19 protein-coding genes and 1 tRNA gene are annotated in these 20,923 nt (G+C 59.9%); 5 read left to right on the forward strand and 15 right to left on the reverse strand.

Annotated elements, in window-relative coordinates; genetic code table 11:
- Nucleotides 1–382: 382 nt before the first annotated feature.
- The gene (locus KGB27_RS20545) at nt 383–1,069 is read right to left on the reverse strand and encodes a Crp/Fnr family transcriptional regulator (protein ID WP_207285566.1); all 687 of its coding nucleotides are present in this window, start codon (nt 1,067–1,069) and stop codon (nt 383–385) included.
- An 84-nt stretch (nt 1,070–1,153) separates the two neighbouring features.
- Between KGB27_RS20545 and KGB27_RS20550 the strand changes: the two genes are divergently transcribed.
- Nucleotides 1,154–1,672, forward strand: a complete 519-nt coding sequence (locus tag KGB27_RS20550; protein ID WP_008039690.1) for a DUF962 domain-containing protein — start codon at nt 1,154–1,156, stop codon at nt 1,670–1,672.
- A 96-nt stretch (nt 1,673–1,768) separates the two neighbouring features.
- Here KGB27_RS20550 and KGB27_RS20555 read toward each other — a convergent pair whose 3' ends face one another.
- The 6 genes from KGB27_RS20555 to dibA all read right to left on the reverse strand — a co-directional run bounded on the left by KGB27_RS20555 (nt 1,769) and on the right by dibA (nt 8,117).
- Nucleotides 1,769–2,758, reverse strand: a complete 990-nt coding sequence (locus KGB27_RS20555; RefSeq protein WP_008039689.1) for a sulfate/molybdate ABC transporter ATP-binding protein — start codon at nt 2,756–2,758, stop codon at nt 1,769–1,771.
- A gap of 3 nt (nt 2,759–2,761) precedes the next feature.
- The gene (gene cysW / locus KGB27_RS20560; RefSeq protein ID WP_008034093.1) at nt 2,762–3,631 is read right to left on the reverse strand and encodes a sulfate ABC transporter permease subunit CysW; all 870 of its coding nucleotides are present in this window, start codon (nt 3,629–3,631) and stop codon (nt 2,762–2,764) included.
- Nucleotides 3,632–3,643: 12 nt separating this feature from the next.
- A complete protein-coding gene (gene cysT, locus KGB27_RS20565; protein ID WP_007899634.1) occupies nt 3,644–4,462 on the reverse strand; it encodes a sulfate ABC transporter permease subunit CysT in 819 nt (272 codons plus the stop codon).
- 172 nt (nt 4,463–4,634) lie between these two features.
- Nucleotides 4,635–5,648, reverse strand: a complete 1,014-nt coding sequence (locus KGB27_RS20570; protein ID WP_008034089.1) for a sulfate ABC transporter substrate-binding protein — start codon at nt 5,646–5,648, stop codon at nt 4,635–4,637.
- A gap of 69 nt (nt 5,649–5,717) precedes the next feature.
- Nucleotides 5,718–5,900: a sulfur starvation response protein OscA gene (gene oscA / locus KGB27_RS20575; RefSeq protein ID WP_008034086.1), complete on the reverse strand. Its 183-nt coding sequence runs from the start codon at nt 5,898–5,900 to the stop codon at nt 5,718–5,720.
- A gap of 297 nt (nt 5,901–6,197) precedes the next feature.
- A complete protein-coding gene (dibA, locus tag KGB27_RS20580) occupies nt 6,198–8,117 on the reverse strand; it encodes a phosphodiesterase DibA (RefSeq protein ID WP_223556095.1) in 1,920 nt (639 codons plus the stop codon).
- Between the two features lie 147 nt (nt 8,118–8,264).
- On the opposite strand from dibA, the gene desA reads away from it, so the two are divergent.
- Nucleotides 8,265–9,452, forward strand: coding sequence for a delta-9 fatty acid desaturase DesA (gene desA / locus KGB27_RS20585; protein WP_008034081.1), 1,188 nt, complete (start codon nt 8,265–8,267; stop codon nt 9,450–9,452).
- Between the two features lie 143 nt (nt 9,453–9,595).
- Nucleotides 9,596–10,585, forward strand: coding sequence for a GGDEF domain-containing protein (locus KGB27_RS20590; RefSeq protein WP_008039684.1), 990 nt, complete (start codon nt 9,596–9,598; stop codon nt 10,583–10,585).
- A 126-nt stretch (nt 10,586–10,711) separates the two neighbouring features.
- Here KGB27_RS20590 and KGB27_RS20595 read toward each other — a convergent pair whose 3' ends face one another.
- The 3 genes from KGB27_RS20595 to gabD all read right to left on the reverse strand — a co-directional run bounded on the left by KGB27_RS20595 (nt 10,712) and on the right by gabD (nt 14,971).
- Complete coding sequence (locus tag KGB27_RS20595; RefSeq protein WP_223556097.1) at nt 10,712–11,926, reverse strand: response regulator; 1,215 nt, start codon at nt 11,924–11,926, stop codon at nt 10,712–10,714.
- 127 nt (nt 11,927–12,053) lie between these two features.
- The gene (gene gabT, locus KGB27_RS20600; protein ID WP_008039680.1) at nt 12,054–13,331 is read right to left on the reverse strand and encodes a 4-aminobutyrate--2-oxoglutarate transaminase; all 1,278 of its coding nucleotides are present in this window, start codon (nt 13,329–13,331) and stop codon (nt 12,054–12,056) included.
- Between the two features lie 197 nt (nt 13,332–13,528).
- A complete protein-coding gene (gene gabD / locus KGB27_RS20605; RefSeq protein ID WP_008034642.1) occupies nt 13,529–14,971 on the reverse strand; it encodes an NADP-dependent succinate-semialdehyde dehydrogenase in 1,443 nt (480 codons plus the stop codon).
- Nucleotides 14,972–15,319: 348 nt separating this feature from the next.
- Here gabD and KGB27_RS20610 point away from each other — a divergent pair.
- A tRNA-Arg gene (locus KGB27_RS20610) sits at nt 15,320–15,396 on the forward strand.
- A 79-nt stretch (nt 15,397–15,475) separates the two neighbouring features.
- On the opposite strand, the gene KGB27_RS20615 is transcribed toward KGB27_RS20610, so the two are convergent.
- The 5 genes from KGB27_RS20615 to KGB27_RS20635 form a co-directional block, all read right to left on the reverse strand.
- Nucleotides 15,476–15,742 (reverse strand): hypothetical protein, encoded by a 267-nt coding sequence (locus tag KGB27_RS20615; RefSeq protein ID WP_008034655.1) that lies wholly within the window; start codon nt 15,740–15,742, stop codon nt 15,476–15,478.
- A 20-nt stretch (nt 15,743–15,762) separates the two neighbouring features.
- Nucleotides 15,763–16,359: a hypothetical protein gene (locus KGB27_RS20620; protein ID WP_223556099.1), complete on the reverse strand. Its 597-nt coding sequence runs from the start codon at nt 16,357–16,359 to the stop codon at nt 15,763–15,765.
- Nucleotides 16,356–16,922, reverse strand: coding sequence for an RNA polymerase sigma factor (locus KGB27_RS20625; RefSeq protein ID WP_223556102.1), 567 nt, complete (start codon nt 16,920–16,922; stop codon nt 16,356–16,358). The genes KGB27_RS20620 and KGB27_RS20625 overlap by 4 nt, the downstream gene beginning before the upstream one ends.
- A 1-nt stretch (nt 16,923) precedes the next feature.
- A complete protein-coding gene (locus tag KGB27_RS20630; RefSeq protein ID WP_223556105.1) occupies nt 16,924–18,609 on the reverse strand; it encodes a vWA domain-containing protein in 1,686 nt (561 codons plus the stop codon).
- Between the two features lie 87 nt (nt 18,610–18,696).
- On the reverse strand, nt 18,697–19,257 hold the full coding sequence (locus KGB27_RS20635) for a YbhB/YbcL family Raf kinase inhibitor-like protein (protein WP_008034659.1): 561 nt from the start codon (nt 19,255–19,257) through the stop codon (nt 18,697–18,699).
- Between the two features lie 139 nt (nt 19,258–19,396).
- Here KGB27_RS20635 and KGB27_RS20640 point away from each other — a divergent pair, with 139 nt between their 5' ends.
- A complete protein-coding gene (locus KGB27_RS20640; RefSeq protein ID WP_223556108.1) occupies nt 19,397–20,923 on the forward strand; it encodes an apoptosis inducing factor family protein in 1,527 nt (508 codons plus the stop codon).

The raw sequence follows: 20,923 nt of genomic DNA on the forward strand, positions 1-20,923 counted from the left end.
CTCCTACAGGGGGGGGCACATGTGCGGAATGAGTGAACGCAGCTGAGAAGGCGAACGCGGACAACTGAAGAGCCAGGTCGGCTTTCAGGCCGCCTCGGCGGCTGTGGCGGTGGTCGCCCCCTCGAGAGGCTGAGTGGAGGTTCTGCGCAGTGGGCAACCCGGCATGGATGCCGGGTTAGCCGCGCACGGCCAAGGATGGCCGATCGCGGCGGGCCCACGGAGCAGGACCGGAGCGAGGGCATGCCGAGCCTTAGCGAGGCACCGAACGAAAGGGGCAAAAGCGCTTGGTTACTTGGCGCTTCTCCAAGTGACTCGCCGTAAGGGCGAAACCACCAGCAGCCATAACAAAACTAACGGATATACCTCCAAACACCAGGCAACTTTAAAAGATCGCCAACGCCCGCAACCGCTCAGCATCCAGAATCTCAATCTCACCGTACTTCAAATTCAAAATCCCCTGCCCCTGCAATTCCTTGAGCAGCTGATTGGTGGTCTGGCGTGACAGCGACAGCATTGAGGCCAGCTGTTCCTGCGGCAGTTGCAGCACACGCCGCGGCGGGGCGATTTCGCCGTAACCGTCAGCGATCATCAGCAAGCGATGCGCCAACCGTGCAGGCGCCGGCATCAGGCTCAACTGTTCGAGGTTGATGAAGGTCAGGCGCAGTTTCTGGCTCATCAGCAACGCCAGTTGCCGCCAGTACACCGGTTGCTCATCCAGCAAAGCCAGCAGCGCGGTTTGCGGGATGTGCAACAGGATGCACTGGCCGACGCCGAACGCATCATGGGTGCGCGGCTGGCCGTCGAACAGGCAGATTTCGCCAAACCAATGCGGTGACTCCACGAGGCTCAACAACGCTTCCTTGCCCTGCTCGCTGACAGCGCCGATTCGAACGGAACCTTCGAGCACCGCGTACAAGCCGCACGGCGGATCGCCGCGCTTGAACAGCCGCTGCCCCGACGCCAGCCGCCGTACCTTGGCGCTGGCCAACAGACTATTCTGTAGAGGAACAGGTAGATGACTGAACCACTGCCCCGTTTCCAGGCGCGAACGCCAAACCTGCATGTCCATGAAAACTCCTGGAGATTGTCGCCTGGCTGACAGAGCGAGCGGTGAACCCGGGGCATGATCAATCACCCTACAGGAGGAATAACAATGAAAAGCCTCGTTGACCATCTCAGTCAATACGCCGCCTACCACCGTGATCCGCGCAATATTGCCAGCCACTTTATCGGTATTCCGCTGATTGTGGTCGCGGTGGCGGTGTTGCTCTCGCGGCCGCAATGGGCCGCAGGCTGGCTTTCGCCGGCGGTGCTGGTCTCGCTGGCATCGGCGTGGTTCTACCTGCGCCTGGAACTGCGTTTAGGCGTGCTGATGACGGTGCTGCTCGGTCTGTGCGTTTGGGCGGGTCATGTGCTGGCACAGCAAAGCACGCTGGTGTGGCTGGCGAGCGGCGTCGGGATGTTTGTGATCGGCTGGGCGATTCAGTTTGTCGGGCATCATTACGAAGGACGCAAACCGGCGTTTGTCGATGATGTGACGGGGTTGATTGTCGGACCGTTGTTTGTGGTGGTTGAACTGGCGTTTTTGCTGGGGATGCGACGGGATTTGAAAGAGCAGATCGAGGCGCGGGTTGGGGGTGTTCGGGTCAATCCGAAGCGCGCTGCTGCGTAGGACGCCTTCGCGGGCAAGCCTCGCTCCTACAGGATATTGCGTTTACCTGTAGGAGCGAGCGGTGCGGCGATCCGACTTGCCCGCGAAGTTTTTGCTTTAGATGTTGGCGACTTTCTGCCAGACCTTTGGCTTGAAGAACAACGTCTCGCCCTTCGCCAGACCGATCAGGCTGTCGTGATCCTTCACCACTTCCGCTTCGATCAAATCACTCTGCCCTTCGACCTTCAACGTCACCCGGGTCGTCGCGCCCAATGGACGGATATCGCGCACTTCGGCCGCGTGATGATCCTCCAGTTCATGCCGCGACAGCGACACTTCATGCGGACGGAACAGCACGTGTTTGTCTTCGCCCAGATGCAGACGGTTCGAATCGCCGAGGAAGTGATAAACGAAATCGCTGGCCGGGTTTTCGTAGACGTCGCCCGGTGAGCCGATCTGCTCGATCACGCCCTTGTTCATCACCACGATACGGTCGGCCACTTCCATCGCCTCTTCCTGGTCGTGGGTCACGAACACGGAAGTCAGGTTGATGTCTTCGTGCAGCCGCGCCAGCCAGCGACGCAGCTCCTTGCGGACCTTGGCGTCGAGGGCGCCGAACGGTTCGTCGAGCAGCAGCACTTTCGGCTCCACCGCCAAGGCACGAGCCAGCGCGATACGTTGACGCTGGCCGCCGGAGAGTTGTTCCGGGTAGCGATCCGACAACCAGTCCAGTTGCACCATGTTCAGCAGCTCGTGGACCTTCGCCGCGATCTGGCTTTCAGTCGGGCGCTGGTTTTTCGGTTTCATGCGCAGGCCGAACGCGACGTTGTCGAACACCGTCATGTGGCGGAACAACGCGTAGTGCTGGAACACGAACCCGACGTTGCGATCACGCACGTCGTGGCCGGAAACGTCTTCACCGTGGAACACGATGTTGCCCTGATCCGGGGTTTCCAGACCGGCGATGATCCGCAGCAGCGTGGTCTTGCCGCAACCCGACGGGCCGAGCAGCGCCACGAGTTCGCCGCTTTGAATGTCCAGGCTGATGTCATTGAGGGCCTTGAACGCATTGAAATTCTTGCTGACGTTACGCACTTCGATCGACATGAATTATTCCTCCGCGGCGCTGGCGCGCAGGCGGTTAATACGGTTTTCGCTCCACTGCTTGAGCAGCAGGATGAAGAGCGCCAGGATCAGCAACAGGCTCGCCACAGCGAACGCGGCCACGTGGTTGTATTCGTTGTAGAGGATCTCAACGTGCAACGGCAAGGTGTTGGTCACCCCGCGAATGTGCCCGGAAACCACCGACACCGCCCCGAATTCACCCATCGCCCGCGCGGTACACAGCACCACGCCGTAGATCAGGCCCCATTTGATATTGGGCACGGTGACGTGCCAGAACATCTGCCAGCCATTGGCGCCCAGCAGGCGCGCGGCTTCTTCTTCCTGCGTGCCTTGTTCCTGCATCAGCGGGATCAGTTCACGCGCCACGAACGGCACGGTGACGAAAATCGTCGCCAGCACGATGCCCGGCAAGGCGAAGACGATCTGGATATCGTGATCCTGCAACCACGGGCCGAACAGCCCCTGCGCACCGAACATCAGCACGTAGACCAGACCGGCGATCACTGGCGAGACCGAAAACGGCAAGTCGATCAGGGTCACCAGAATGCTTTTACCGCGGAACGAGTATTTGCTCACGCACCACGCGGCGCTGACGCCGAACACGAGGTTCAGCGGGACCGAAATCAACACGGCGATGACCGTGAGTTTCAGCGCCGACAGCGCGTCGGGTTCAAGGATCGCGGTGAAGAACGAACCCAGACCATTCTTCAAACCCTGGGACACCACGATCACTAGCGGCAGCAACAGGAAAAGGGCAAACACCAGCCAGCCGAGGCCAATCAGGATTCGCCGTGACGTGGCACTGCCTCGGCGGGCAGCGTTCGAGGAAGCAGCAGCAATAGATGATTGGGACATTTCTGCGCCTCCTTATGGGGTTTCAATACGACGTTGCAGCAAGTTGATCAGCAGCAACAGGACGAAGGAAACCACCAGCATCAGTACACCAATGGAGGTAGCGCCGGTGTAATCGTACTGGTCGAGTTTGACCATGATCAGCAGCGGCAGGATCTCGGTTTTCATCGGCATGTTGCCGGCGATGAAAATCACCGAACCGTACTCGCCGACCCCGCGGGCAAAGGCCAACGCGAAACCGGTCAACCAGGCGGGCAGCAGCGCGGGCACCAGGATATGGCGAAAAACCTGCAGTGGTTTTGCACCCAGGCACGCCGCCGCTTCTTCCACTTCACGCGGGATATCGGCCAATACTGGCTGTACCGTACGTACTACGAATGGAAGCGTTACAAAAGTCAGCGCCAGCGTGATGCCGAGGGGGGTATACGCGATCTTGAAACCCAGGTCCGCAGCAAACTGACCCACCCAACCATTCGGCGCGTACAGCGCAGTCAGCGCGATACCGGCCACGGCCGTGGGCAATGCGAAGGGCAAATCGATCATCGCATCGATGACCTTGCGACCCGGGAAGGTATAGCGCACCAACACCCAGGCCAGCAGCGTGCCGATGATGCCGTTGATGATCGCGGCGTACAGCGCGGTGCCGAAACTCAGCTTCAACGCCGCCAGCACGCGGGGCGCCGAGATGATCGCCCAGAACTGATCCCAGGTGAGTTGAGCGGCATGCACGAACATCGCCGCCAGTGGTATGAGCACAATCAGGCTGAGGTACACCAAGGTGTAGCCCAGCGTCAGCCCGAAGCCGGGTATGACGGGGGAGATACGACGCGACATAAAAGTCCTTGGTTGAAAGCAATCTGCTAAACGCACCTGTGGGAGCGGGCTTGCTCGCGAAGAGGGCATATCAGTCAACAGTTACGTCGCCTGACACACCGCCTTCGCGAGCAAGCCCGCTCCCACTTGGTACGCGCCTAAGCATCAGGCTCGTTGTGTGGCTTGAGTCAGGTTACTGCGCCGAGTAAATCTGGTCGAACACGCCACCGTCATTAAAGAATTTCGGTTGCGCGGTTTTCCAGCCGCCGAAGTCTTTGTCGATGGTTACCAGCTCCAGTTTCGGGAACTGCTGGGCGTACTTGGCGGAGACTTCCTTGTCACGTGGACGATAGAAGTTTTTCGCGGCAATTTCCTGACCGGCCGGGCTGTACAGGTGCTTGAGGTACGCTTCGGCGATCTGCTCGTTGCCTTTCTTCTCGGCGTTTTTGTCGACGACCGCCACTGGAGGCTCGGCCAGGATCGACAGCGAAGGCACGACGATCTCGAACTTGTCGGCGCCGCCGTCTTCTTTCAGCGCCAGGAAGGCTTCGTTTTCCCAGGCCAACAACACGTCGCCCTGACCGTTGTTGACGAAAGTGATGGTCGAACCGCGAGCACCGGTGTCCAGCACAGGTACGTGCTTGAACAGCGTTTGTACGTATTCCTTGGCCTTGGCTTCGTTGCCACCGTTGGCTTTCAGGCCATAGGCCCAGGCCGCGAGGAAGTTCCAGCGTGCGCCGCCGGAGGTTTTCGGGTTTGGAGTGATGACCGACACGTCGTTCTTGATCAGGTCGCCCCAGTCCTTGATGCCTTTAGGGTTGCCTTTACGCACCAGGAACACGATGGTCGAAGTGTATGGCGTGCTCGCTTCCGGCAGACGCTTCTGCCAGTCCGCCGGCAGGGTCTTGCCGAGTTTGGCGATTTCGTCGATGTCACCGGCCAGGGCCAGGGTCACTACGTCGGCACGCAGACCGTCGATCACTGCACGGCCCTGCTTGCCCGAGCCACCGTGGGACTGCTGGATTTTCACGGTGTCGCCAGCATGGTCTTTCTGCCAGTACTTGACGAACTCGGCGTTGTAATCCTGATACAGCTCACGAGTCGGGTCGTACGACACGTTGAGCAGCTCATAATCCTTGGCAACCGCAGAACCAGCAAAAAGGGCACTGGCCAGTGCGGCCAAAGCGAAATGACGAATCGACGACATGGTGAAAGCTCCTGGAATTCTTGGTGTGTTGGCTTTTTTTATGAAGTGCTGGAATCGGTTGCCGGTTGCTTAGCTCGACTTGGTGCTCGGGTTCTGCAAACGGAATTTCTCTTTACGCTCGATCTGGACCACTTGAGCGTTGTGTACGGTGATTTCCACGGCGCCAAATCGCAGATCGCGCAGGGCGCTCTGGATCTCACGCAAGATGGTGGCTTCGTCTTGACCGTCAACGCTACGTAGGGATGCGCTCATGGTGCTGCTCCTTCAACTGAGAGGTTGCCTGGCAGTGGGCGGCACTGCTTGCGGCGTGAGGCCAATAGTAGATAGGTGCGGATATTCTTAAAAAGACTATTTAAGAATGTTTATATAACCAAAAGAAATTATTTGCCGGGACGAGGGTTTACGTCTGCGCGACGGATCAAGGATCCAAAAATCAGCCCCTACACGATCCCTGTAGGAGTCGGCTTGCCGGCGATGAGGCCCTCGATATTTATGCAGGACTTGAGGCAGCCATCGCCGGCAAGCCGGCTCCTACAGGGGATCGGGTTGTTAGTAGGATTGGGGGGCGTGCATCCAGTCCAGTTGCCCCGCCGGCACCGGTCGGCCGAACCAGTAGCCCTGGCCAAGATCGCAACCGTGCTCCAGCAGGAAACCCGCCTGCTCGACCTGTTCGATCCCCTCGGCATGCACCTGCATGCCCATGCTTTGCGCCAGGGCGATGATCACGCGCACGATGGCCGCGTCGTCGTCATCCCAGGGCAATCCGGCGACGAAGCCCTGGTCGATCTTGAGTTTCTGCACCGGCAAACGCTTGAGTCGCAACAGTGACGAATAGCCGGTACCGAAATCATCGATGGCCAGCCGTACGCCGAGCTCGCGCAAACGATGCATCTGCTCCAGGGCCACTTCCGGGTCATCCATCACCGCACTCTCGGTGACTTCCAGCTCCAGATACGCGGGATCCAGCCCGGTGTCGCGCAGCACCTGCGCCACCTGCTGATACAGCTCACGGCGCGCGAACAAGCGCGATGAAACATTCACCGCGACAAACGACAACGCCACCCCGGCCTGCTGCCAGTGGCACATCTGCCGGCAAGCCTGCTGCATGACCCAGGCATCGATCTCGGCGATCAATCCGGTGCGCTCGGCGATGGGGATGAATTCCGCCGGCGACACCAACCCCCGCTGCGGGTGCTCCCAGCGCACCAGCGCCTCGACACCGACCAGGCGACGGGTCTTGAGGTCGTGAACCGGCTGGTAATACACGCGCAATTCCTGCTGTTCCAGCGCACGGCGCAATTCGGATGCCGTCTCAACCCGCTGTTGCGCATGAGCAGTCAATTCTTCGGTGTAGAGCGCGTAACCGTCGCGACCAGCGCTTTTGGCCTTGAACAAGGCCGAGTCGGCGTTGCGCAGCAGCTGTTCAGCGCTCAAGGCATCACCGGGAAACAGGCTGATGCCGATGCTGGCGTTGATAAACAGCCGATGACCGTCAATGTGAAACGGCTCCTTGAGACCGTCGACGATCCGCTGGGCCAGTGCTGCGGCATGCACCAGCTGTGGACAACTTTCAGCCAATACGGCGAACTCATCGCCGCCCAGCCGCGCCAGCGTGATGCCCGGGCCGAACATGGCCTTCAAGCGTTCGGCCACGGCCTTGAGCAATTGGTCACCGACCGTGTGCCCGAGGCTGTCGTTGATCATCTTGAAATGATCCAGATCGATCATCAGCAACGCACAGCCGCGCTTTTGGATTTGCGCCGACGCCAATGCCTGCTCGGCACGGTCGGTGAACAGCAGGCGGTTGGGCAGATCGGTCAGTGGATCGTGATGCGCCAGGTACTTGAGTTCGTGCTCGGAATCCTTGATCGCGCTGATGTCGGAAAACACCGCGACGTAGTGGCTGAGCTTGCCGTGGTCGTCATGAATCAGGCGGATCGTCTGCCATTGCGGGTAGATCCCGCCGTTTTTGCGACGGTTCCAGATCTCGCCGCTCCACTCGCCGCAACGGTTGAGCGTGGCGAACATCGTCTGGTAGAAACTCGCCGGGTGGTGGCCGGACTTGAACAGGCTGGGTTGCTGGCCCAACACTTCTTCGCACTGGTAGCCGGTAATCTCCATGAAGGCGCGGTTCACATGGACGATGACCCCATTACGGTCGGTGACCAGCACGCCTTCGCGGGTGCAATCGAACACGGCGGCGGCCTGACGCAAACGCTCCCGGTCTTCATTGCGCTCACGCAATTTGGCGCCGATCCCCAGGCAACGGAACAATCGCGCCCGGGCGAGGAAGATCAGCCCGGCGCTGAGCACCACCCAAACGTAACCGTTGATCAGTTGCCATCGCAGTAACTCATCGGAGCTATCGAAGAAACTGTTCAATAAATGACCACTGAGCTCCAGCCAGACGACGGAAAGCAGCAGGTAAAGCAGCGATGCACGCATGGCATCGCGATAGGTGGCAGACATTCGGCCGTCCATGTCCCTACAAAAGGGTTGGAATTATAGGTTAATGAAACATCAAGCCACTCTTATCTGAAAGGGCGACTGGTTTTATCTGTGGGCTTAGTGATAATGCAACGGCTGTTTTTTTCTTTATCGAGGGCGCTATAGCCTATGTGGTACGAAGGTTTTCTCGGCTTGTCGCCCTGGTCACTGGTGGCAGTCACCCTGCTGATGACCCACGTCACGATTATCGGCGTGACGGTCTATCTGCATCGTTATTCAGCCCATCGCTCGCTTGAGCTCAATGCCGGCCTGAAACATTTCTTCCGCTTCTGGCTGTGGCTGACCACGGCGCAGAACACCCGCGAGTGGACCGCCATCCACCGCAAGCATCACGCCAAATGCGAAACCGTCGATGACCCGCACAGCCCGGTCATCAAGGGCTTGTCCACCGTTCTGCGCAAAGGTGCCGAGCTGTACCGAGCCGAAGCGGAAAACCCCGAGACCCTGCGCATCTACGGCAAGAATTGCCCCGAAGACTGGATCGAACGCAACCTCTACAGCCGTTACCCGCTGTTGGGCGTGGCGATCATGGCCGTCATCGACCTGCTGCTGTTCGGCACCATCGGCATCACCATCTGGGCTATCCAGATGATGTGGATCCCGGTCTGGGCCGCCGGTGTGGTCAATGGCCTGGGCCATGCCGTCGGCTACCGCAACTTCGAATGCCGCGATGCGGCGACCAATCTGGTGCCCTGGGGCATCCTGATCGGCGGTGAAGAACTGCATAACAACCATCACACCTATCCTAATTCGGCAAAACTGTCGGTGAAGAAGTGGGAATTCGACCTCGGCTGGGCCTGGATCCAGGTCTTCAGTTTCCTGCGCCTGGCCAAGGTTCAACGGGTTGCGCCGATTGCCCACCGGGTCGAAGGCAAAGGCAACCTGGACATGGACACCGCCATGGCCATCCTCAACAACCGCTTCCAGATCATGGCCCAGTACCGCAAATTGGTGATCGCGCCGCTGGTCAAACAAGAGCTGGAAAAGGTCGATCACTCGGTCCGTCACCAATTCCACAGGGCCAAACGCCTGCTCTCGCGGGAAACCAGCCTGCTCGATGACAAACACCACCTGCGCATCCAGACCATGCTCGAGCACAGTCAGGCGCTGAAGGTAATTTACGAGAAACGACTGGCCTTGCAGCAGATCTGGGTCAAGACCAGCTCAAATGGTCACGACATGCTGGCAGCCATCAAGGATTGGGTACACGAAGCCGAAGCCAGCGGAATTCAATCCCTGCGCGACTTCGCCGACCAATTGAAGACCTATTCCCTGCGCCCTGCCGCTACCGCCTGACACCGTTGATCGGTGCGCCCCGCTCGAGGGCGCACCCTTCGGAACTTAGCTCCAAATCCCCTATCTCAAAGACACTTCGCCACTACGGCGGGCTTTGTTGTGGCCGCTGTCGAACACGCGGCACGTCCTTGAGATTTGTGTCGATGGTCAATAAGAACCTGCAAGACTCATCCCTACCCCAGTGGCCGGAAGCCGCGCAAACCCTGATGGCGCTGATGCATGCCCAAGGCGAAGTCGCGCGCCTGAGCGAACGCGAACAGCTGTTCAGCTCGCTGCTGGTGAGCGTTAACGCGGTGCTTTGGGCGTTCAATTGGGAAACCCGCCAGGTGCTCTACGTGAGCCCTGCCTACGAACGGATTTTCGGTCGGCCCGCCGGCCTGTTGCTGGCCGACGCCAACCAGTGGCGCGACAGCATTTACCCCGACGATCTGGAGTACGCCGAGCGCAGCCTCGCCGAAGTGCTGGTCAAAGGCGCCGTCGAAGACCGTGAGTACCGCATCATTACCGCCGACGGCCAGGTGCGCTGGCTCAGCGACAAGTGCTTCATCAACCGGCAAGCCGAACCGGGTCAACCGGTGATCATCGTCGGCATTGCCGAAGACATCACCGACAAGAAGCAGATGGAAAGCGAGTTGCATCGCCTGGCTACCACCGACGTCCTGACCCAGAGCAGCAACCGCCGGCACTTCTTCGACTGCGCCCACCTTGAATTCGAACAGGCAAGAAAAAAAGGCACGCCGTTGGCGTTTCTGTTGCTGGACATCGATGACTTCAAATTGATCAACGACACCTACGGCCATCCGGAAGGCGACAACGTGCTGCAACGGATCGCCGAGTGCGGGCAAGCGGCTTTACGGCGCGGCGATGTGTTCGGACGCATTGGTGGTGAGGAGTTTGCGGCGGTGTTCCCCGGTTGCGCACCGGACATGGCCATGCAAGTGGCTGAGCGCCTGCAACGGGAGATTCAGCGGCTGAGCTTCAGCCATGACGACCAGACGTTCGGCATCACCGTCAGCCAGGGATTGACCAGCCTGACGGCCGAAGATTTAAACCTGGATAGCCTGTTCGCCCGCGCGGACGCGGCGATGTACGAAGCGAAGCGCCAGGGCAAGAACCGGATCATCTCCGGCTGACAGCCCCCACGCTGAACCCTGTAGGAGCCGGCTTGCCGGCGATGGGGCCATAACATTCAACATTGATGTTGGCTGTGATATCGCCATCGCCGGCAAGCCGGCTCCTACAGGGGTTTTGCGTCGGACTTATTTTTTGCGCAAACGTATCAATTCCGGCAAGCCAATCTTGAGCAACCGCGCCGTCCGGCTCTTGGCCAGTTCCTCAATGCCCTCATGCTCATTCAATCGCGCCAACTGCGCCGCCATGTTCATCACCAGCGCTTCGCGCGAGTAAACCCCGCCACCGAGCTGGTAGACCGCCGCAATCAGCTCTCGCAGCTCCAGAGGCAGGCGCCAGCGGGTTCGCAACGCCGAACCATAGGCTGCACCGAACTCGGCCAGTGCATCACCGACTTCCTCCCATTCATCCAGCTCTCCACCGGACTGCTTCCATTCCTGCAAACACCGCAGCAACGCAAGGTCACCCAAGCGATGCAGCATGCCGGCGCAGTAGCAGCGCTCCTGGTCCAGATCCAGCAAGCGTGCCAATGTCCGGGCGTATTCAGCGGTGTGCAGCGAGAGGTTCCAGTAGCGCTCGGCATAATCGGCCAGCAGCGGATCGCTGAGCCGCGCACTGCGCTTGAGCGCCAGCCCCAAAATCAAATTCATGCTCTGCCCGGTGCCAAGCCGATGCAGCGCTTGGGACAGGGTTTGTACCGCAGCGCCGTGATGCTGGGCCGCACTGTTGGCGGCGGCGATCAGGACGGCAGTGATCTGTGGATCAATGCGGATTTCATCTTCCAGCAACTTCAGGTCAAGACCGTTGGGATTAAGGCTGCGCTTGACCGCCAGTTCCACGTCGGTCATCAGCGGCGCACCGTCGGTAAACTCACGACGACACTCCAGGTACGCCGACAAGCTCATGCCCGGCGCCAACGCCGGTACCTCACACGAGACCTGTTCCCCGGCGTTCAGCAGCAAATCCTGCAGACGGTGGGTCAGGCTTTCCATGTTCAGGGGTTTGGTCAGGTACGCCGAGGGCGCCAGGGGCAAGGCTTCACGCACGCTGGCGCTGTCGTTGCGGCTGCTCATCAGAATAAAAGGCAACGGCGGATTGCGTTTGCGCTGGCGGACATTGCGCAAGACATTCAAACCATCGACACCGGGCAATTCCCAGTCGACGATGACCAGGTCATACGGATTTTCCGCCAGCAGCTCCAACGCCTGCTGACCGTCGGCACATAGATCCAGCCGCGCGTCACAGCGCACTTTCAACAGCACCTGCTTGAGCAAGTCGCGGGACCAGGGGTCAGCTTCGGCAATCAGCACACGCGGTACGGCGGGCAAAACTACAGCGGTCATCTGCATACTCCATTTGCACTGCTTGCACCTTAGTCAATGCGGGCCATTTGAAAAAGTGCGGCAGGTTCTGCAGTCACGAAAAAACCCGCCGAAGCGGGTTTTTTGTCGATCAGGTCACACTCGGTGATCAGAGCTCGGCGAAGCACTCTTCGATGATCGCCAGGCCTTTGTCCAGTTGCTCGTCCGGCGAGGTCAGCGGTACCAGGACGCGCAGAACGTTGCCGTAGGTGCCGCAGGACAGCAGGATCAGGCCTTTTTCACGAGCCTTGGCCACGACAGCAGCGACCGCTGGAGCGTTCGGCTTGTGGCTGTCGCCATCGACGAACAGCTCGACTGCGATCATCGCGCCCAGGGCACGGACTTCGCCGATTACCGGGTACTTGGCCTGGATGGCCTTGAGGCCAGTGACCAGACGCTCGCCGACTGCCTTGCAGCGGTCCAGCAGGTGCTCTTCTTCGAACACTTCCATCACGGCCAGGGCCGCGGCGCAAGCGATCGGGCTACCGGCGTAGGTGCCGCCCAGGCCACCTGGAGCGATGGCGTCCATGTATTCGGCCTTGCCGCACACACCGGCCAGCGGGAAACCGCCAGCGATGGATTTGGCGAAGGTGGTCAGGTCGGCGGCAACGCCCATCTGTTCCATGGCGAAGAAGGTGCCGGTACGGCCAGCGCCAGTCTGCACTTCGTCAGCGATCAGCAGGATGCCGTGCTGGTCGCACAGAGCGCGCAGGCGCTTCATGAACTCTTTAGGCGCGACGTAGAAACCGCCTTCACCCTGAACCGGCTCGATGATGATGGCAGCGATGTCACGCGGCTCGGCGTCGTTCTTGAAGATGCGTTCGATGCTGGCGATCGAATCGTCGATGCTCACACCGTGCAGTTCGTTCGGGTACAGCGCGCGGAAGATGCCGCCTGGCATCAGGCCCATGCCGGCCGAGTAAGGCACGACTTTACCGGTCAGGCCCAGGGTCATCATGGTGCGACCGTGGTAAGCGCCGGTGAAGGCGATCACGCCGGCACGGCCAGTGGCGGCACGGGCGATCTTGATGGAGTTTTCAACGGCTTCGGAACCGGTGGTCACCAGCAGGGTTTTCTTGGCGAAATCACCTGGCACCTTGGCGTTGATTTTTTCGCACACTTCTACGTACGGCTCGTAGGCCAGTACCTGGAAGCAGGTGTGGGTCAGCTTGTTCAGCTGCTCGGTCACGGCGGCGATGATTTTCGGGTGCACGTGGCCGGTGTTCAGCACGGCGATACCGCCGGCGAAGTCGATGAACTCGCGACCTTCAACGTCGGTCACGGTGGCGTTCTTCGCGGACTCGGCGAAGATCGGGTGAATCTGGCCAACACCGCGTGGTACAGCGGCTTCGCGGCGTTTCATCAGGGAAGCGTTAGTCTTGCTCATAAAGTCCTCATTCACCGCTCATCGGGCGGCGTGGTTCAAGGAAAATGCGGCGGGGAGGCAACTGAGGCAGCATGCGATGATCGACTGCCACAGCGTTCCCGGCCACAGAGAAAATTCCGGTTGAAGCACGCAAAGGGTCAGCGCTCTCGTGCCCTTTGCGTTTGAAGCAATGCCTTGCCGGGCTTATGCCCTCGAGCTTAGATGCCCAGGCAGAGGTATTTGATTTCCAGGTAATCTTCGATGCCGTACTTGGAGCCTTCACGGCCCAGGCCCGACGCCTTGATGCCGCCGAACGGCGCGACTTCGTTGGAGATCAACCCGGTGTTGACGCCAACCATGCCGTATTCCAGGGCTTCCGCCACACGGAACACACGACCCAGGTCGCGAGCATAGAAGTACGAGGCCAGACCGAATTCGGTGTCGTTGGACATCGCGATCACGTCGGCTTCGTCTTTGAAGCGGAACAGCGGCGCCAATGGACCGAAGGTTTCTTCCTTGGCCACGGCTGCGTTGTTCGGCACGTTGGTCAGGATGGTCGGCTCGAAGAAGTTGCCTTCCATCGACTTGCCGCCAGCCAGAACAGTTGCGCCTTTGGAAATGGCGTCAGCGATGTGCTCTTGCACCTTGGCCACGGCTTTTTCGTCGATCAGCGGGCCAGTGGTGGTGCCCACTTCCAGACCGTTGCCGATCTTGAGTTTGGCCACAGCCACTTTCAGTTTTTCAGCGAACGCATCGTAGACCGAATCCTGAATGTACAGGCGGTTGGCGCAGACGCAGGTCTGACCGTTGTTGCGGTATTTGGAGATGATCGCGCCTTCGACGGCCTTATCCAGGTCCGCGTCGTCGAACACGATGAACGGCGCGTTACCGCCCAGTTCCAGGGACACTTTCTTGATGTCCTTGGCGCATTCAGCCATCAACTGACGACCGATTTCGGTCGAGCCAGTGAAGGACAGTTTGCGAACGATCGGGTTGCTGGTCAGCTCGCTGCCGATGTCGCCGGCGCTGCCGGAAACAACGCTGAACACGCCCGCAGGAATGCCGGCACGCTGGGCCAGTTCAGCCAGAGCGAAAGCGGAAAACGGAGTTTGCGAAGCAGGCTTGAGCACCATGGTGCAACCGGCGGCCAGGGCCGGCCCGGCTTTACGGGTGATCATCGCAGCCGGGAAGTTCCACGGAGTAATTGCAGCGGTCACGCCGATTGGCTGCTTGATCACGATCAGGCGCTTGTCTGGCTGGTGGCCCGGAATCACATCACCGTAGACGCGCTTGGCTTCTTCGGCGAACCACTCGATAAAGGAAGCGGCGTAAACGATTTCGCCCTTGGCTTCGGCCAATGGCTTGCCTTGTTCCAGGGTCATCAGGCGAGCCAGGTCGTCCTGGTTCTCGATGATCAGTTCGAACCAGCGACGCAGCTTGTTGGCGCGGTCCTTGGCGGTCAGTGCACGCCAGGCCGGCAGCGCCTTGTCAGCAGCTTCGATCGCACGGCGGGTTTCGGCAGCGCCCATTTTCGGCACGGTGCCCAGAATTTCGCCCGTTGCCGGGTTGTTGACCTTGATCGTCTGACCATTGTCCGCATCAACCCAAGCGCCATCGATGAAGGCTTGCTGGCGGAACAACTGGGTGTCTTTAAGCTGCATGTCGGCTTTCCTTAACAGCACCGCGGCACGCGCGGAGCAAATTATGATTGTAGAAAGGCGCCTCAAAGGCTGCCGTCAGGGAAATCATTCACCGGGCTGAAGCACATAAATAGCGCACGGAATGAACTCGTGCGGTTCAGCACCCAGACAAGAGCGTTTGAAATCTCAAACGAATCCTAGGATCAAAGGGGGTAAAGGACAATAGGCTGTTCGAAAAAAAGAACGAAAACGCCGCATTTGCTCAATTTTTCTGATCAACGTAGCAAACGCAGGTTACGCTTTGAAAAAGCGCAGCCGATTCAGCAGCATGGACGCCCGCAGTGCATATGAGTATCATGGCGCCCGCTTGCACCAGTAGCTCAGCTGGATAGAGTACTGCCCTCCGAAGGCAGGGGTCGTGGGTTCGAATCCCGCCTGGTGCACCATATATAGAAACGAGAAAGCCTCAGGCCTTAGGGTCTGGGGCTTTTTTGTGGGTCATGAAAAACCGCCCATGCGGTTTTTTCATTCAGTCGTCCAGTCAAACTCGTCGTAATCATCGTCTTCGTCGTCCTCAAACTCTTCTTCATCAAGGACGTCCTCCTCCAGAGCTTCTTCTGCCTGTTTCGCCAGAAGAAACTCCTTACGACTCTCGGTCACTGCTCGCCGCAGTTCCTCACCCTTGACCGGGCAGTTGAGCATTTGGGCGATGCGGTCGATTTTTTTTGCCACGGCATCCTCCAACGCATCGGCTATAGGCCGATAGTGCGCGCTTTCGGGGGTGGATGCCAAATCGCAGAGCTTCTGATTCCTCAGTTTTTCTTCAATTCCTTAAGCCGGGCCGCGAGATTTTCCTTGGGAAAGCGTTTGTGTAATGTCGCCAACAATTCATCCGCCTCACGTGCCTGACCGGCGTTCTGCAGGCGAACCACTTCGCGCAATTGCTCATCCAGGGTTTTCACCGGCGCGGCTACGCGTTTGCTGACTTTTGCCTCATCGGCCATTTCGACACTGATCGATTCGCTCTGCGCGGGGGCGGCAAAATCGGCCATCGGCGCGGCTGGGGCAGCCAGCGAGCGCGCAACTGACGACGGCGCTTGTACTGCCTCTTTTTTGGCCACCGGGGCGGATGCTTTAGGGGCAAAGTCGTAACTCGGTACTTGCTCCGGCGTGCGTTGCACCAGCGCCAACATCAGCGCGACACCGACAAGACTGGCAAACGCCACTTGCCAACGAGGCTTCTGGCAAGCCTGAACCCAGCGCTGCCACAGATTTGGTTTCGGCGCTGGGACTTCACGCTGTGCGGCGGCCAGGATGAACGCATCAAGATGGCTCGGTGGTTCGCTGGTCGAATGCTCGCGGAAATGCTGAAGCATTTCATCGTCTGGTGTTTTACGGGCGTCAGTCATGTCAGTACCTCCTCGGCCAGCAGCCGACGCAGTTTTTGCTGGGCGTAGCGCAAGCGGCTCTTGACGGTTTCCAGCGGTGTTTCGGTGAGGGTGGCGATCTGCGGCAGGTCGAGATCGCCATGGGCGCGCAGCAGGAACACTTCGCGCTGGTCGGTGGGCAAGATTTGCAGGGCAGACTCGAGGCGCTGGTTGTCGCGACTCAGGCTCAGCAATTGTTCGGGATCGGCGGCGTCATCGACCAGGGCGTGGGTTTGTTCGTCATAGCGGTCGTGCAAGGGGTTGTGGATTCCGTGTTTGCGCCAGTGATCGATCAGGCGATTGCGGGCGATCTGGTAAAGCCAGGTACGAAAATTCGCCCGGCCTTGTGGCTGACTGGTGCTGCGGATCAGGCTCAGCCAGGTTTCCTGGTAGACCTCCTCGGCGAGTTCGGATTTGCCGCTGAGGCCTAGCAGGAAACGATAAAGACCTTGCCGGTGACGGGCGTACAGAATCTCGAACGCCGGCCCGTCGCCTTTTCGGTAACGGGCCAGCAGCGATTCGTCGCTCGGTTCAAGAGCAGACATGTCAGTTGTAGCCTCCTTTAACCGGTTCGCTGTTGGATGCAGTGGTGGTTCGCAGGCTTTGCGCCAGTTCCACCAATTGCACGAACTCAGAACGCAGACCGAATGGATCATCACCCCGCGCACCGCGAGCCAACGCCTGCGTGTCCTTCAAGCTGAAATCGCCGGTATAACGCCCATCCTTGAGCTGTTGGGAAAACGCCGCCACGGCCGCCGCAAATCTGAGGTCGTCACTGGCCTTGCCTTCCGAACCAGCGGCAATCGGCCGTTCGATCAAGCGACTGTTCCCACCTTCCGGCAGCTGATAACGCACACGCAGCATCGCCAATTCTCCAGACTTTGCCGAAGTGGCTGACTCAGCGCTGCCATACCGCAATGGTTCCAACCAGCCCTTCTCACCCTTCGGAACAATTTCGTACAACGCCGTGACCGTATGCCCTGCTCCGATTTCACCGGCGTCGACCTTGTCGTTGCTGAAATCCTCACGCTTCAACGCGCGATTCTCATAGCCCAGCAACCGATACTCGCTGACCTGCGCCGGGTTGAACTCCACTTGCAGCTTCACGTTCTTCGCCACCACCGCGAGGGTCGAACCGAGCTGATCCACCAGCACTTTGCGCGCCTCGCGCAGGTTGTCGATGTACGCATAGTTACCATCGCCGGCATCGGCCAGTTGTTCCATCAGGTGTTCATTGTAGTTATCCACACCAAAACCCAGGGTGGTCAGGGAAACGCCGGTCTTGCGTTTATCCACAGCCATTTGCTTGAGGCTGTCGAAGTCGCTGATGCCGACGTTGAAGTCGCCGTCGGTGGCCAGCAGGATGCGGTTGATGCCTTTGGGGATGAACGCTTGCTGTGCCATTTGATAGGCCAGCTTGATGCCCGACGCCCCGGCGGTGGAGCCGCCTGCCGTCAATTGATCGATGGCTGTACGAATTTTCGCTTTTTCCCGTCCGGAAGTTGGCTCCAGCACCACACGCGAATCGCCGGCGTAGACCACCAGCGACACCCGATCCTGCGCGCGCAATTGATCGACCAGCAATTTCAGCGTGCTTTTGACCAGCGGCAGCCCCTCGCGACGGTCCATCGAGCCGGACACGTCCACCAGAAACACCAGATTCGCCGGGGCCAGTTCAGCCACCGCACGGTCCGATGCCTTGATGCCAATGCGCAGCAAGCGGGTGTGCGGGTTCCACGGCGACGGCGCCAGTTCAGTGGTCACACCGAACGGCGAGCCATCGGTGGGCAACGCGTAGTCGTAGGGGAAGTAATTGACCATCTCCTCCAGGCGCACCGCACCTTCGGGTGGCAGGCGACCTTGATTGAGCAGGCGACGGACATTGGCATAAGCGCCGGTGTCGACGTCGGCGCTGAAGGTCGAGACCGGCGCCTCGGCGACGCTGTGAATCGGGTTATCCGCCAGCGCCTGATACTGCTCGCGCTGCTCATCCTGATAACCCGGCGGCGCAGATTCAGGCGCAAAACTCGCCATCGGTGCCGGACTCACGCTGCGTTTGGCCAAGGTCGCATCGGCCATGATCGCCTCACTGCGCACCAGCTCATGTTGTGCAGGAGACGCAACTGAAGGGGATTCAGGCTTGGACGAAACACCACAACCGGCAACGGCCAGCAGCAACCCGACGGTGAAACCCTGGGCGGCCGGGCGGAGGAAATGCAGAGGGAGGGACATGGGGGCTGACCTCAGGAGGAAATTGATCCATTCATCCTCTGAGACGGGCGGCCTCACTGGTTCGGGTTAAACCCGCTGAAAAAAACTTCAGCGGTGATAACGCCGCACCACGCTGCTGTTTTTCAGCACATGACCTTTGATTTTTTCCAGCAGTTGCGCGCGGGTCAGACCGGCCGGCAAGGCGTCCGGGGCGAGGTCCAGGGCGTAGAGCTGGATGATGTAGTGGTGGGAGCTGTCGCCGACCGGCGGGCAAGGACCGATGTAGCCGATGGTGCCTTTGCTGTTGCTGCCGCCCACGCCTTCAAACGCAGACTTGGCGCCAACACCGGCCGGAATCTGGCGGGTCGCGGATTTGATGCCGTAATGAATCCAGTGGTCGGATCCCAAGCCTTTCTGACCGTCCGGGTCGTGCATGACGATGGCGTAACTCTGGGTGCCCGCAGGGCCAGCGGTCCAGCTCAGGGCCGGGGACTGGTTCTTGCCGCCACAACCGGCCGCATCGCTGGCCGCCGCCGAAGTGAACAGGCGGTTGTCGGTGACACCGGGAATGCTGACGGTGAAGCGTTCTGCGGCCTGCGCCGGAAACTGCACGCAAAGGGCGACGGCAACGGCCGCCAGCCAAGGGTTCAGAGAGGTCAATCGGGTCATACCGGAGCACCTTGTGCGGGTGGGGCCGTGGTCGGCGTGCAAACTATAGCCGGACCGTTCACGCGGTGGCAGTGGGAATTGGCTGAACCTCGGGATAAGCGCCAAACTCATAAGTGAAACGCTTGCCTGGAGAACGATCATGGCACTGCACCGCGTCGCCCGTTTTGCCGATGTGTCCGAAAACCGAGGCCTGGAAGTCCGGATTGGCGACACCAAGATCGTCTTGCTGCGGGTCGGCGCCCAATTGCGCGCCTATCAGGGCGAATGCCCGCATGCCGGGGCGCCTCTGGCCGAAGGTGCGCTGTGTCATGGGCGTCTGATTTGCCCGTGGCACAAGGCCGCTTACCGGATCGAGGACGGCGCGCTGTGTGAACCGCCGTCGCTGGACAGCCTCAAGCGCTATCCCCTGGAGGTGCGCGACGACGAAGTCTGGGTCGACGATCAGCCGCTGGACGATGCTCACACCCCGCCGGCCGATGACGAACGTACGTTTGTGATCATCGGTGCCGGCGCCGCTGGCACGGCGGGTGCGGCGGCGCTGCGCGAAAAGGGTTTCGGTGGCCGTGTGCTGCTGATCGACCGCGAGCCTGGCGCCGGTTACGACCGTACGGTGTTGAGCAAATTCGTGATCGCCGGGGAAATGCCGCCGGAAGAAGTCCCGCCACTGCGCGATGAAAACTTCTATCGCGAGCAACGCATCGATCGCATAAACGGTGAAGTGGCGAGCCTGGATGCACAAAACCGGACGGTGCAGCTCAAGGACGGCCAGACATTGACCTATGACGCCGCGCTGATCGCCACGGGCGGCATACCGAACGCTCTCGACATTCCCGGCGCCGACCTGCCGCAGGTGTTCTTGCTGCGCTCGAAAGACCAGGCACAACGGATTCTGAACGCCGCCAAACCCGGCCAGCGGGCAGTGATCATCGGCGACAGCTTTATCGCGATGGAGTCCGCTGCGGCGCTACGTGAATACGGTCTGGACGTCACCGTCCTGGCCCGCCACCCGGTGCCCTTCGCCAAACAGTTCGGCGAAACGGTCGGCAAGGCGATTCTTGCCCACCATGTGGCCCACGGCGTGGTGTTTCATACGGAGGGTGAAGCCGCGCAGATCGAAGGCACGAACAAGGTCGAAGCGGTGCGCCTGGATAACGGTCAGCGCTTTCCGGCAGATTTGGTATTGGTCGGCATTGGCGTCAGCCCGGCCACCGGGCCGTTCAAGGATTTGCCAACGGAAAAGGATCAGTCACTGAAGGTCGACGGCGGGATGCGCGTGACCGAAGGGCTTTGGGCGGCTGGTGATATCGCCACCTTCCCGCTCAACGGCCAACCGCAACGAATCGAGCATTGGCGCCTGGCGCAACAACAGGCGCGGATCGCCGCGACGAACATGCTGGGCGGTGATGAGCATTACCTGGATGTGCCGTACTTCTGGACCTGGCACTTCGGCAAGAACTACGACTACCTCGGTCACGCCGAAGCCTGGGACGAAGTCGAGTTCAAGGGTGATCCGTACCATCCACCCTTTATCGGCCTGTTCGGCAAGAATGGTGTGGTAACCGCCGCCATCGCCTGCGATGAAGAGCGGGCGATGGCAATGCTGGCCGAGCAGATGAAGCAGCCGCTGCCGGTTGACGAGGCATGGCGGCTGATTCGGGACGTCTAG

Source organism: Pseudomonas sp. BF-R-01 (assembly GCF_019946615.1).
Taxonomy (GTDB): domain Bacteria; phylum Pseudomonadota; class Gammaproteobacteria; order Pseudomonadales; family Pseudomonadaceae; genus Aquipseudomonas; species Aquipseudomonas migulae.

Bases quoted from the DNA above. Each gene is read 5' to 3' on its own strand.
- cysW (WP_008034093.1), bottom strand. From the start codon at position 3,631: ATGTCCCAATCATCTATTGCTGCTGCTTCCTCGAACGCTGCCCGCCGA.
- gabD (WP_008034642.1), bottom strand. From the start codon at position 14,971: ATGCAGCTTAAAGACACCCAGTTGTTCCGCCAGCAAGCCTTCATCGAT.
- KGB27_RS20635 (WP_008034659.1), bottom strand. From the start codon at position 19,257: ATGACCCGATTGACCTCTCTGAACCCTTGGCTGGCGGCCGTTGCCGTC.
- oscA (WP_008034086.1), bottom strand. From the start codon at position 5,900: ATGAGCGCATCCCTACGTAGCGTTGACGGTCAAGACGAAGCCACCATC.
- dibA (WP_223556095.1), bottom strand. From the start codon at position 8,117: ATGTCTGCCACCTATCGCGATGCCATGCGTGCATCGCTGCTTTACCTG.
- KGB27_RS20640 (WP_223556108.1), top strand. From the start codon at position 19,397: ATGGCACTGCACCGCGTCGCCCGTTTTGCCGATGTGTCCGAAAACCGA.
- gabT (WP_008039680.1), bottom strand. From the start codon at position 13,331: ATGAGCAAGACTAACGCTTCCCTGATGAAACGCCGCGAAGCCGCTGTA.
- KGB27_RS20595 (WP_223556097.1), bottom strand. From the start codon at position 11,926: ATGACCGCTGTAGTTTTGCCCGCCGTACCGCGTGTGCTGATTGCCGAA.
- KGB27_RS20545 (WP_207285566.1), bottom strand. From the start codon at position 1,069: ATGGACATGCAGGTTTGGCGTTCGCGCCTGGAAACGGGGCAGTGGTTC.
- cysT (WP_007899634.1), bottom strand. From the start codon at position 4,462: ATGTCGCGTCGTATCTCCCCCGTCATACCCGGCTTCGGGCTGACGCTG.
- KGB27_RS20590 (WP_008039684.1), top strand. From the start codon at position 9,596: ATGGTCAATAAGAACCTGCAAGACTCATCCCTACCCCAGTGGCCGGAA.
- KGB27_RS20625 (WP_223556102.1), bottom strand. From the start codon at position 16,922: ATGTCTGCTCTTGAACCGAGCGACGAATCGCTGCTGGCCCGTTACCGA.
- KGB27_RS20550 (WP_008039690.1), top strand. From the start codon at position 1,154: ATGAAAAGCCTCGTTGACCATCTCAGTCAATACGCCGCCTACCACCGT.
- KGB27_RS20630 (WP_223556105.1), bottom strand. From the start codon at position 18,609: ATGTCCCTCCCTCTGCATTTCCTCCGCCCGGCCGCCCAGGGTTTCACC.
- KGB27_RS20555 (WP_008039689.1), bottom strand. From the start codon at position 2,758: ATGTCGATCGAAGTGCGTAACGTCAGCAAGAATTTCAATGCGTTCAAG.
- KGB27_RS20620 (WP_223556099.1), bottom strand. From the start codon at position 16,359: ATGACTGACGCCCGTAAAACACCAGACGATGAAATGCTTCAGCATTTC.
- KGB27_RS20570 (WP_008034089.1), bottom strand. From the start codon at position 5,648: ATGTCGTCGATTCGTCATTTCGCTTTGGCCGCACTGGCCAGTGCCCTT.
- desA (WP_008034081.1), top strand. From the start codon at position 8,265: ATGTGGTACGAAGGTTTTCTCGGCTTGTCGCCCTGGTCACTGGTGGCA.